Here is a 12491-nt window from a genome sequence, read left to right as displayed (position 1 = left end):
GTGATACAATGAAAAAAATATTGACGATAATAATAGTCTTTTCTGTTTTACTATCTGGTTGCAAGACCATGAATAAGCAGCAAAAAGGAACCGCAATTGGCGCAACAGGTGGAGCAGCTTTAGGCGCAGTTGTTACTAAAGGAAGTATCTGGGGCATATTAGCAGGTGCTGCAATTGGCGGCACTGCCGGCAACCTGATTGGCAAGAAAATGGATAAGCAGGCAAAGGATTTAAAACAGGCTATACCTACCGCACAAGTAGAACGGGTAAACGAAGGGATAAATGTTACGTTTGAATCCGGGTTAATGTTTCCGATCAACTCTTACGCGATCAGTGAAAGTTATAAATCCGATCTAACAAGCGCAGCCGAAGTTTTTAATAAATACCCGGAAACCAATATAGTAATTGAGGGTCATACAGATGATACAGGGTCGGATGAAATAAACATGACACTTTCGCAGAAAAGAGCAGAAGCAGTAAGAGACTTTTTTATTTCAAAGGGTGTAGATGCCAACAGGCTGCAGGCTAAATGGTATGGAGAAACACAACCCAAGTATCCAAACACAGATGAAGAAAACCGTAAGAAAAACAGACGGGTTGAATTGGCTGTAGTTGCCAATGAAAAAATGAAGCAAGAAGCTAAGGAAGGAAAATTAGAGAAGTAATAAATGGGAAAGCCTGTCTGGTTGTTAATATCATTTACTGGGATATCCTTTGATAGTAATATTCTTAGGAACCACGTACTATTATAAAACGAGATTTCTATCAAAAGCAATGACTATGCGTCCATTACTTCCATTCGTATACATGATGCTCCTATTTTCCTGTAATGAGAAGTCATCTTCTACCAATGCTATAAGTTCAAATGCCGACACTCCAAGCCAGGCCTCTACAGATGTAAATACAGAGGACAAAGTATTTGACGTACCGGTTCTGTATAAAAACTGGGAAATGGGTTCGCATGAAAATACCCGTACCGTGTTAAAGATGTATAAAGCCTGGGATGAAAAGTCCATTAAGGATATGGAAGCATTACTGGCAGACTCGATCATTATGGAATTACCCGATGGTAAAAGACGAGCAGCAGCAAGAGATAAAATGGTTGAGGAGCTTGTTAAGGCAAGAAACCACTATTTGTCCACCTCAAATGAGATCATAGCCGCTTATCCCATTCATAATATTGACCATAATGAAGATTGGGTCAATGTATTGGTGTATAATAAATGGACGTACAATGACCGCGTTAGAGATTCATTACTTTACCAGGATCTATGGAAGATCAAGGATGGAAAAATAAATTATTTGTTGACGCTTCAATTAAGTCCCTCACGCGTTGGTATCAAAAAGCTTGATGAAATAACAAATAAGTAATTACAACATGACAAATGGCAGAGCATCGTGTAATCGATAAGATAAAAGAAACTTAGTTAATGCTGAAGCAAACAAAGGACTTAATAGTTAGCTACGTACTGAAAAACTTGAACTACTTAAACGCTATTATATAAATCTAATATTCACTGTTATGAAAAAGTACTTAGCAGAATTCATAGGAACCTTCTGGTTAGTATTAGGCGGTTGCGGAAGTGCAGTTCTGGCGGCAGCCTTTCCTGATGTCGGTATTGGCTTATTAGGTGTTTCGCTTGCATTCGGCCTCACGGTCTTGACCATTGCCTACTCGCTGGGACATATATCTGGAGCCCATTTAAACCCAGCGGTTACCCTAGGCCTTTGGGCAGGAGGCAGAGTGAGCAACAAAGATGTGTTCCCTTATATTATAGCCCAGATATTGGGAGGCATAGCTGGTGCCGGTGTTCTTTACATTCTTGCAACTGGCAATGGTTCAAGTATTGGAAGCTTTGCCGCTAATGGTTATGGAGAACACTCGCCCGGCCATTATAGCATGGGTGCCGCCGTAGTTTGCGAGTTTGTAATGACATTTATGTTTTTAATTATCATTTTAGGAGCCACTGACAATCATGCTACTAAATCATTTGGCGGTATTGCTATTGGGCTTGGACTTACCCTAATTCATTTGATCAGCATTCCTGTAACTAATACATCCGTCAATCCTGCAAGAAGTATAAGCCAGGCATTATTTGTTGGCGATTGGGCAATTTCACAGCTTTGGTTATTTATAATAATCCCAATTGCCGGTGCTATGGTAGCTGGCTTTGTTTATAGATTCCTGACAAAACCTGAAACAGGTTCAATTATGGCTAGTAATGAGAGTGTAACAGTAGTTCCACACCATTAAAGAAAAATAAAAGCGAACGTTTACAAAAAGCGCTTTTAATTTTTTTCTTTCATCCTAAAACAAAAGTAACTATCGGGCAATCATAGAAATTGATTGCCCTTAACCTTTTTACTATTTAGATCACCTAAACGGGCACCTTACTTTAAATACTAATCAAAAACTTGATCTATAACATTGCTTAGCAACCAATAAGAAAAAGCTTTTACGCATTTCTCTCAAAACCCTTTTTACAATCTGCTTTTTGGAGTACGTTTGCGCATCAAAGCTAATTTCATGGCCACATCCTTTAAAGATAAAGTAGTAGTTGTAACCGGAGGTACAGACGGCATTGGAAAAGCATTAGTAGAACTACTACTAGCACAAGGTGCCAAAGTGGCTACTTGCGGCAGAAACCATGACAAAATTTACCAATTACAGTCTTCCTTCCCTTCTTACCCCTTACATACTATAGTAGCAGATGTGAGCAGTGAAAATGATTGCCGCCATTTTATAGAGTCAACCATTAAAGTGTTTGGCGGTATTGATGTTTTAATTAATAATGCAGGCGTCTCTATGCGTGCCTTATTAACAGACCTCAAAACCGATGTGTTGCACCAAGTAATGAACACCAACTTCTTTGGTGCTGTGTATTGTACAAAGTATGCGTTGAATTCTATCATTGAAAGAAAAGGAAGTATTGTGGGTGTATCTTCTATTGCAGGATATAGAGGCTTACCCGGCCGAAGTGGCTATTCCGCCTCAAAATTTGCCTTACAAGGATGGCTGGAAGCCATTCGCACGGAGTTATTAGACAGTGGCGTACACGTTATGTGGGTTTGCCCAGGATTCACTACTTCTAATATTCGAAATGCAGCTTTAGATAAAAATGGCCAGCCACAGGGTGAAACGCCGATGGATGAAAGCAAATTAATGAGTTCCGAAGCGTGTGCAGCCTATGTGCTAGAAGCCATTGATAAAAAGAAAAGAACCTTGGTTTTAACATTTAAAGGAAAGCAAACAGTATTTATGAACAAATTCTTTCCTTCATTAGCCGATAAGCTGGTAAAGAATTTCTTTTTTAGAGATGGAAAGCTGGTGAAATAGGCCAGAATGTTAATAACTGAATAAATAATCCGTTTAATGCGGTTGAATTTTTCCGCATTAATACCCAATTTTACGCTTCTCAATGCCATTGGTAACCCTGACATCCGATATTGGCCAACAAGACTATTTAGTTGGTGCTGCCAAGGGTCGTCTGTTACGCATCAATCCCGAATTTCAGATCATTGATATTTCACATAGCCTGTCGCCCTTTAATTACCCTCAGGGTGCCTATGTATGCAGAAGCGCTATCCGGAATTTTCCAGAGTTCACCTTTCATATAGTCTTAATCAATCTCTTTGAGTCAAAGCCTGATCAACTCTTATTTGCTTTTCATAAGGACCAATATGTGCTTTGTGCCGACAATGGACTATTAGGTATGATCCTGGAAGACAAACCCGATATGGTGATTGGTATTCCCTTTGAAAAAACAGCCATTAAGAATACCCTGTATTGTATTGATGTAGCAGCCAAGGCCATTACACAATTGGTAAATGGTGAGCCTATACAACGAATAGGCAATCCCGACCCTTCCTATATTGAAAAAAATCCACTACGCCCAATGTTAGGCGAGAGCTGGATAGAAGGCCAGATCATTTTCATCGACAACTTTGAAAATGTTGTTGTTAATATTACGCAGGAACAGTTTGAGCAGCAGCGCAGAGGTCGCCGCTTCAAAATTGTTTTTAAACGCGATGAAGTTATAGACCGAATCAGTGGCTCATATGCCGATGTGCCCCAAGGCGAAAAGCTGGTAATGTTTAACAGTGCCGGCTATATGGAAATTGCTATTAACAAGGGAAATGCAGCAGGACTTTTTGGCTTGCGCGGATATAACGAAACGCACACAGCCACCAGCACCATGGTGCAGAACCGCCTATTCTATCAAACCGTAAAAGTGTTTTTTGAATGATCACTCGTATTGTGAAAATGACTTTTCGTGAAGAAGAGATCAACGCATTTCAAACCTTTTTTGAAGAACGCAGACAACTTATAAGAAACTTTGAGGGTTGCACCCATTTAGAACTTTGGCAAGACAAAGCTGATCCAACTGTATTCTTTACCTATAGCCACTGGCATTCTGAATCGCACTTAAATGCCTATCGCTCCTCCGATTTCTTTGCCGACACTTGGACATTAACCAAGCAGAAGTTTGCTGCCAAACCAGAAGCTTGGACAGTGGAACCGCGGATGTAAAGGAAAACTAAAAAGGTTACCAGTATTTTTTGTTTTCTCCCTGATTCACTCCATGTATAACTATTCCTTTGAAGTCACTTACCTTTAAAAGGATGAACAACATCTTTCTTTCAGCAGAGTGGCGAAACTTGCTCATGGCCAATTATGTCATCGACCCTAAAGTTTTGCAACCGTTTGTTCCAGCCTATACCGAATTAGATACATTTGATGGTGTTCACTACGTAAGCTTGGTAGGCTTTTTATTTACCAATACCAGGATTCGTGGCATTGGTGTTCCTTTTCACCGCACGTTTGAAGAAGTTAACCTTCGGTTTTATGTTCGCTATAAAGACAAAGGACAATGGAAGCGAGGCGTAGTGTTTGTGAAAGAAATAGTACCGAAGCGCATGATTTCTTTTGTAGCCAATACCATCTATAAAGAGAAATATGCCACACACTCCATGTACCATCAATGGGCTTATTCAGAAGAAGAACTCAAAGTAAGCTATCATTGGAAGGTTGGCAAAGAGTGGAATTTTCTTAGCGCTATTGCAGAAAAAGAAGCAACGCTGGTAGCAGAAGGTTCAGCTGAAGAATTTATTACCGAACACTATTGGGGGTATACACAAATAAATAGCCAGGCAACGGGTCATTATGAAGTAAGTCACCCCCGCTGGAATATTCATAAAGTAAAGGAATACAATATTCAATGCAGTGTAGAGCCCTTGTATGGCAGAGCATTTGCTCAGGCGCTTCAGCAACCGCCCCAATCTGTATTCCTGGCAGATGGCTCCGCTATTAAAGTCATGAAAGGTGGCAAAACAATTATAACAAGCATGGGATAGTTCATTAATCTCTTGTCATTCAAGGTTTCCTGTCGTTCCTGCTATTCTAAAATTGTGACTCCCTCCTTCCCGATTTAACTTTTAATCAACCCTATTTCCGTTTATTTTAGCCCCTTCCCTATTTTTGCTTGTCTTTGAAAAAATAAAAAGACGGAAAACCAATCCTCTCACTGTATGAATTTTAAAAAAGTCAACAACATTACCGGCTGGATCGTTTGTGTGATCGCTTGCTTGGTCTACATCTTAACGGCAGAAGCCAATGGTAGCTTTTGGGATTGTGGCGAGTTTGTAGCTAGTGCTTATAAACTTCAACTACCACACCCACCTGGAGCGCCACTTTTCACGCTGCTAGGTCGCTTCTTTATTGTTTTATTTGGCGGCACCAATCCAGCATATGCTGTGAATGTGATGAGTGCCATAGCCAGTGGCTTCACCATTTTGTTCCTTTTCTGGACAGTTACGCATTTTGGTCGTAAACTTCTGGTAGGTTTTAATGAAGAACCTAATAGTGCGCAAACGACTACTATCATGGCCGCAGGTATTGTCGGTGCATTTGCTTACACTTTTTCTGACTCCTTTTGGTTTAGCGCAGTTGAAGGTGAGGTATATGCCCTTTCATCTTTCTTCACTGCACTGGTATTCTGGGCGATGTTGAAATGGGAACGTGCTGACTTTGCAGCTGGGAGCGACCGTGTTTTACAAGCACGTGCCGACCGCTGGATCGTGTTCATCTTCTTTATGATGGGTTTATCAATAGGCGTTCACTTACTAAACCTGTTGACCATTCCGGCCATTGTAATGATCTACTATTATAAGCGCTATAAATACACACGCAATAGTGCCATTTGGGCATTCCTTATTGGCTGCGTTATTACAGGCGTTGTACAAGTAGCGGTTATTCAATGGACCATAAAGCTGGCGGGTAAGTTTGATGTTTGGTTTGTGAATGGCTTTAATCTACCCTTCTTCTCTGGCTTTATCTTCTTCTTTGTTCTATTAACGGTTGCCGTTTTGTTAGGCCTTCGTTATGCCCGTCAAAAAGGTATTGGCTTTTTACAATTGGGTCTATGGTGCTTTGTATTCATGATGCTGGGTTATGCTACTTATGCTACTACAATGATTCGTTCTAGCGCTAATCCTGCTATTGACATGAACAACGTAGACAACCCAATGAGCTTGAACTATTACCTGGGCCGTGAACAATATGGTTCAGCACCTTTAGTATATGGACCACACTTCCAGGCCGACTATAAATATGGTGATGATGGCCGCGTGGTAATGAAAGAAGGCTCAATGCGCTATTCAAAAGGCGACAATAAGTATATTGAGCTGGGTGTAGATAAGGAACCTGAATTCGACAGCAAAGACAAGCAACTGTTTCCTCGTATTTGGGATCGTAGCAATGACCAGGGACATGCTACTTTCTATGCTGACTGGTTAGGCTTACAGGCCACACAAAACCCTCAGACTGGCGAGCAGGGTTATGAAGCTCCTACTTACGCAGATAACATTAACTGGTTCTTTACCTACCAAATGGCGCATATGTACTGGCGCTATTTCATGTGGAACTTTGCCGGTAAACAAAACGACATCCAAGGTTTTGGTAGCAAAAGAGATGGCAACTGGAAAACCGGGTTTGCCTTTATTGATAACTCTCGTTTAGGTGACCAGGATAAAATGCCTGAAAGCTTAAAGCATAATAAAGCTAACAATAGTCTTTTCTTATTGCCTTTTGTGCTTGGACTATTGGGCTGTATTTACCATTTTATGAAAGATCGCAGAGATTGGATCGTTACCTTCCTGCTATTCTTCTTTACAGGTATAGCTGTTGTACTTTACCTGAACCAACCTGGTAATCAGCCTCGTGAACGTGACTATGCCTATGTAGGATCCTTCTATGCATTTGCTATATGGATTGGCCTGGCAGTGATCGCACTGGTGCGTATGGCTACTGAAAGGGAAGACCAAACCACCTTTAAAAACATCATGATCTACGGTAGCATTGCTACTTTAGTATTAAGCTTCTTCATCAATATTCATGGAGGATCTGCCTTAAGTACGTTTGCATTACCTATTGTATTTGCAGCATTTACAGGCATCATGTTCTATGTTGTTCGTGCAGTTGGCGGAGCCAATAGAAACTTACGTACAGCAACTGTAATGGCCTTTATTCTTTGTATGATCGCTCCTGCTGTAATGGCTGTTGAAGAGTGGAATGATCATGACCGTAGTTCTAAGACTCTTGCACCATCTATGGCCCGCAACTATTTAGAAAGCTGCGCGCCTAATGCTGTTCTGTTCACCTTTGGTGATAACGATACTTATCCTTTATGGTTTGCACAGGAAGTAGAAGGTGTTCGCCCTGACATTCGTATTATCAATACCAGCCTGTTAGGTATTGATTGGTATGTAAACCAACTGCGTTATAAAGTCAACCAAAGTGATCCGATCGATGTGATCTGGACGCCAAATCAAATCAGCGGTTTGTCCTATATTACTTTCCGCCCACAAGGTGACCAACAACGTGCTTATCCATTGTCAGATGTAATGAAGAATGTCATTGGGCCAATGCTGAATGGCGAAGATAAATCACAGGTGCAGGCTACATTCCCCGTTAAGAAGTTTGTGGTTCCTGTAGATGCAAGTTCTTTACAGAAGTATGGTGTAGTAAATCCAACGGATTCGACTTACGCACAATTGCAATTTGATCTTCCTGCAGACAAGAACTTCCTGACACTGGATCAATTGACCATCTTAAACATCATCGCCGCGAATGGCTGGAAGCGTCCGATCTATTTTACATCCCCTTATGGTGAATTAGGCTTTGGACAATACTTGAGAAAAGATGGATTGACCTATCGCTTGGTACCAGTGAAGAACAAGTTTCCTCAGCAAAACTGGATGACAGAACAAGCACTAAGAGGCACTTCTATCAGGGACAACAATACCGATGTGATGTTCAACAACCTGATGACGAAGTTTACGTCAGGTGGTGCAAACAAGCCTGGTGTTTACTTTGATGAAGAGAACCGTCGTCACTTGTTAAGCATTCGCTCCACATTTGGTGAAGCTGCTGGTAATATGGCAGATGAAGGCCGTAAGCAAGATGCCATGAAATTATTGGATAAGGCAGAAAGCCTGCTGAATACGGAGAACTTGCCTTATGCAATGGCAAGCCGATATAATTCTCACAACCAAACAGGCCTGTTGTATTTGGAAGCAGCTTACAAGGCTGGCTATACCCAGTTGGCTGATAAAGTAAAAGCCGCTATCAGAAAAGACCTGATGGACCAAAAGGCTTACTACGATTATATGAGAGCTGAAAAAGGCGATTTCTATAACACAGTATCTCGCGAAGCAGAAATCAATGAGTTTTTGATGCAACTGCTTGATGGAATAGAAAAACAGTATAATCCGGCAGCAGGAGCTCCTGTTAAGGAAAACCCCAAACAGGCAGCCGATAGTGCCACTAAGAAATAAGTTTAAAACCCTTGCCTCGGCAAGGGTTTTTTCTTTAACATATGGCAATGAACAAATGTTGCCTGATTGTTGTAGATTGTAAGAACTATGCTAGGATTTCAATTTTCAAAGTTTGATCCCCGCGCAAATGGTCAGTCGAGATTTGAACAATTGCTAAACCTCTTCATGCAACTGCTGACCTATACAAGTGGTGACGTAGGCGAAGCCCTTCAATGGTTAAATGAACTGGACCGGCAGTATGAGTTGACCAACCAGGAATACGGTATTGGCGACTTTATTGATGAGCTCAAAGACAAAGGTTACATCACAGACGATAATGAAAGGGGAGAAATAAAAATCACTCCAAAAACAGAACAAGGTATACGTAAGCGTAGCCTGGAAGAGATATTTGGTAAGCTGAAGAAAACAAAGCAGGGCGATCATGACACCAAGAAACCGGGATTAGGTGATGAAGTAAGTCCAGAGACCAGACCGTTCCAGTTTGGGGATATGTTAGAACAGATTGACTTTACAGAATCGATCCGAAACGCGCAGATCAACCATGGCCTTGATGCGTTTACGATGCAGGAGGATGATCTGCAGATCAGGGAAACGGATTTTAAATCCCAAACCTCAACAGTTTTAATGATCGACATCTCCCACTCCATGATTCTTTATGGCGAAGACCGGATTACACCTGCCAAAAAAGTAGCCATGGCCTTGAGTGAGTTGATCACTACTAAATACCCCAAAGACACATTGGATATCGTTGTCTTTGGTAACGATGCATGGCCAGTAGAAATCAAAGACCTTCCCTATTTACAAGTGGGTCCTTATCATACCAATACGGTAGCAGGCCTGGAGCTAGCCTTGGATATTTTGCGCCGGCGTAAAAATCCCAATAAACAGATCTTCATGATCACTGATGGCAAGCCCACCTGTTTGAAAATTGGTAAACGCTATTACAAAAACAGCTTTGGTCTGGACCGGAAAGTAACTACTCGTTGTATGAACCTGGCGGCCCAGTGCAAGAAGCTAAAAATACCAATAACCACCTTCATGATTGCATCAGACCCCTATTTACAGCGGTTTGTGCAAGAATTTACAGAAACCAATAACGGTAAGGCCTTCTTTGCCTCTTTAGATCGCTTGGGAGCTTTCATCTTCAAGGATTTTGAAAGCGGCAAGAGAAAGACCGTTTATTAAAGAACCATGATTTGGGAAATTAGCTGATTAGCTAATGTGAAGATTAGCTGATGAAGGAAGACAAGTCGATAAGAAACAAAACTCAAAGTCATGGTAAGCACTAATACACGTCTATTTTAAATCCAAAATTATTAAACCTTCAAATAGATACACCAGAAAAATCTGTCATACAGAAACAGTAGAATCTATAAATTTTCAGAGACAAGTAAGTCATTAGGAAACTTACTTTCCATTTAATCACTTAAATCACCCCCAATCGTGGTTCCAGACATTAAACATATAAATACGTTAGGCGAACTGAAAGAAGCTGGTTATAAAACCAAGAGCATAAAGGATGAAGTACGTCAAAACCTCATTAAAAAATTACAGGGTAAAGAAGAAACCTTCCCTGGTATTATCGGTTATGAAGACAGTGTTATTCCCGATGTGGAGCGGGCGTTACTAAGTAAGCACAATATTTTATTTCTTGGATTAAGGGGACAAGCCAAAACGCGAATGGCGCGCCAAATGACCGAATTGTTAGATGAATACATTCCCATTATAGCAGGTAGCGAAGTAAACGACGACCCATTGCAGCCGCTATCCAAATATGCCAAAGACCTTATCAATGAAAGAGGCGACGCTACACCAATTGAATGGGTGCACCGCAGTCAACGCTATGGCGAGAAGCTGGCAACTCCAGACGTAAGTGTTGCTGATTTGATTGGCGATATTGATCCTATAAAAGCGGCCAACCTACGCTTAAGCTTTGCGGATGAACGTGTGATTCACTTTGGCATTATTCCCAAAAGCAACAGAGGCATTTTTGTTATCAATGAATTGCCCGACTTACAAGCACGCATTCAAGTGGCCTTGTTCAATATTCTTGAAGAAGGAGATGTACAGATCCGTGGTTTCAAGCTACGCCTGCCATTAGATATCTTATTTGTGTTTACGGCTAACCCGGAAGATTATACGAACAGGGGTTCTATTGTTACGCCCCTTAAAGACCGTATACAGAGCCAGATTCTTACACACTATCCAAAGTCACTGGAACAGGCCTTGGCCATTACAGAACAGGAGGCCTCTATTGAAGATGTACAAAAAGAAATAGTACAGGTTAGCGACCTGGTAAAACGTCTGATAGAGCAAGTAGCTTTTGAAGCCCGCGCTAGTGAGTTTGTTGACAAGAAAAGTGGGGTTAGTGCTCGCTTAACTATTTCTGCCTTTGAAAATGCTGTAAGTGCTGCAGAACGCCGGTCAATTGTTCATGGCGATCAGCAAACGCATGTTTGGATCTCAGACCTGATTGGTATCATTCCCTCAATTACCGGTAAAATTGAACTAGTGTATGAAGGCGAACAGGAAGGCCCTTACCAGGTAGCTATGAACCTGTTGGACAAATCGATACGCACCAACTTTGTGCAATACTTCCCTAATCCGGAAACCTTGAAGAAAAGAGCTTCCCGCAAAGGTGAAACACCACAAGTGGTTTATAATCCCTATCGTTCTATCATTAATTGGTTTGACAAGGGTAATCATATTAACCTATTCTTCTCAGCCAAAGATCAGGATAAGATCAATCAGCTATATGCGGTGGATGGCTTATTTGCCTTGGTAAAGAAAACCTTCAGTCATGCCAATGAAAAAGAAGCGGCCTTACTCATGGAGTTTGTTTTACACGGACTGGCCTCTTATTCTTTGATTAGCAAAAAGATCCTGGAAAATGCGGTTGAATTTAAAGACCTGATGGGAAGTATGTTCAATATGCAATCATCTTCTTCGCTTGATGATGAAGAGGAAGAAGATTTCAATTAATCAACTGAACCTTTATAAATAGTAAAGCCCGGGCCAAACCCGGGCTTTACTATTTGTGACTGTTGAACCCACCCTAATTATTTAGGGCCAGAAATGTAAAATGAAAGCATAAAGCCATCTTCTTTAATACCAGAGAATCTCTTTAAGTAATGAAGCCGAACACCAATCTCTCCCGTTAACTTTTCAGAAGCAGTTCGCTTGCCCAAACCCGCGTTTATATCCAAAAAATCACCGTGCTCTTTTTGTTTGGTTACATACTTATATTCAACACTCTGATTCACATATGCTGGACCTACACCGGTATACAAACTCCACTTGGATATCCGGTACTCAAATGTAATTGGCAATGTCATTGCAAACCCATTTCGGATTTCATTACCATCGTCTTTCAATCGGAAAGATGTAAAGTTCTCAATGGCAACCCTAGTGCTGGGAGTATTAATAAAAGAATAGGAGAAATAAAGTGTCACCGGTACAAAAGCATACAGGTCATCTTTTTCTTCAGCACCGTTAACAAATGAAGCACCAACACCTAAAGCAAAACGTTTTTGTGCATTAGAATGCATAACAAAACAAATACTGGCAATAATCAGCAGCCAAGTTTTATACGGTCGGTTAATCATAAGAGGAATGATCCATTTGGGAATACATAAGTAATATTTAGCAATCGCTAA

Annotated in this window: 11 protein-coding genes; 10 read left to right on the top strand and 1 reads right to left on the bottom strand. The window is 41.0% G+C overall.

The genetic code is table 11. The features are described 5' to 3' along the window. Nucleotides 1-8 precede the first annotated feature (8 nt). The 10 genes from SY85_RS24360 to SY85_RS24315 all read left to right on the top strand — a co-directional run bounded on the left by SY85_RS24360 (nt 9) and on the right by SY85_RS24315 (nt 11817). The gene (locus SY85_RS24360) at nt 9-665 is read left to right on the top strand and encodes a YiaD family glycine zipper/OmpA-like lipoprotein (RefSeq protein WP_066408857.1); all 657 of its coding nucleotides are present in this window, start codon (nt 9-11) and stop codon (nt 663-665) included. Between the two features lie 115 nt (nt 666-780). Then, on the top strand, nt 781-1371 hold the full coding sequence (locus SY85_RS24355) for a nuclear transport factor 2-like protein (protein ID WP_148661285.1): 591 nt from the start codon (nt 781-783) through the stop codon (nt 1369-1371). 151 nt (nt 1372-1522) lie between these two features. Then, on the top strand, nt 1523-2254 hold the full coding sequence (gene aqpZ / locus SY85_RS24350) for an aquaporin Z (RefSeq protein ID WP_066408849.1): 732 nt from the start codon (nt 1523-1525) through the stop codon (nt 2252-2254). 273 nt (nt 2255-2527) lie between these two features. Further along, a complete protein-coding gene (locus SY85_RS24345) occupies nt 2528-3337 on the top strand; it encodes an SDR family oxidoreductase (RefSeq protein WP_066408846.1) in 810 nt (269 codons plus the stop codon). Nucleotides 3338-3419: 82 nt separating this feature from the next. Beyond that, nucleotides 3420-4247, top strand: coding sequence for an SAM hydrolase/SAM-dependent halogenase family protein (locus SY85_RS24340; RefSeq protein WP_066408843.1), 828 nt, complete (start codon nt 3420-3422; stop codon nt 4245-4247). Beyond that, nucleotides 4244-4531: a putative quinol monooxygenase gene (locus tag SY85_RS24335; protein ID WP_066408841.1), complete on the top strand. Its 288-nt coding sequence runs from the start codon at nt 4244-4246 to the stop codon at nt 4529-4531. The genes SY85_RS24340 and SY85_RS24335 overlap by 4 nt, the downstream gene beginning before the upstream one ends. 92 nt (nt 4532-4623) lie before the next feature. After that, the gene (locus SY85_RS24330) at nt 4624-5355 is read left to right on the top strand and encodes a YqjF family protein (protein WP_066408839.1); all 732 of its coding nucleotides are present in this window, start codon (nt 4624-4626) and stop codon (nt 5353-5355) included. A gap of 174 nt (nt 5356-5529) precedes the next feature. Then, nucleotides 5530-8835: a glycosyltransferase family 117 protein gene (locus tag SY85_RS24325; protein WP_066408837.1), complete on the top strand. Its 3306-nt coding sequence runs from the start codon at nt 5530-5532 to the stop codon at nt 8833-8835. A gap of 87 nt (nt 8836-8922) precedes the next feature. Beyond that, nucleotides 8923-10020, top strand: coding sequence for a vWA domain-containing protein (locus SY85_RS24320; RefSeq protein ID WP_066408835.1), 1098 nt, complete (start codon nt 8923-8925; stop codon nt 10018-10020). A 258-nt stretch (nt 10021-10278) separates the two neighbouring features. Next, nucleotides 10279-11817, top strand: coding sequence for a MoxR family ATPase (locus SY85_RS24315; protein WP_226998948.1), 1539 nt, complete (start codon nt 10279-10281; stop codon nt 11815-11817). Between the two features lie 77 nt (nt 11818-11894). On the opposite strand, the gene SY85_RS24310 is transcribed toward SY85_RS24315, so the two are convergent. Further along, the gene (locus SY85_RS24310) at nt 11895-12440 is read right to left on the bottom strand and encodes a hypothetical protein (RefSeq protein WP_066408833.1); all 546 of its coding nucleotides are present in this window, start codon (nt 12438-12440) and stop codon (nt 11895-11897) included. Nucleotides 12441-12491 lie beyond the last annotated feature (51 nt).

Source organism: Flavisolibacter tropicus (genome assembly GCF_001644645.1).
GTDB classification, from domain to species: Bacteria; Bacteroidota; Bacteroidia; order Chitinophagales; family Chitinophagaceae; genus Flavisolibacter; species Flavisolibacter tropicus.
Note: the sequence above shows the minus strand (reverse complement) of the source record. Positions and strands in the feature narration are given on the sequence as shown.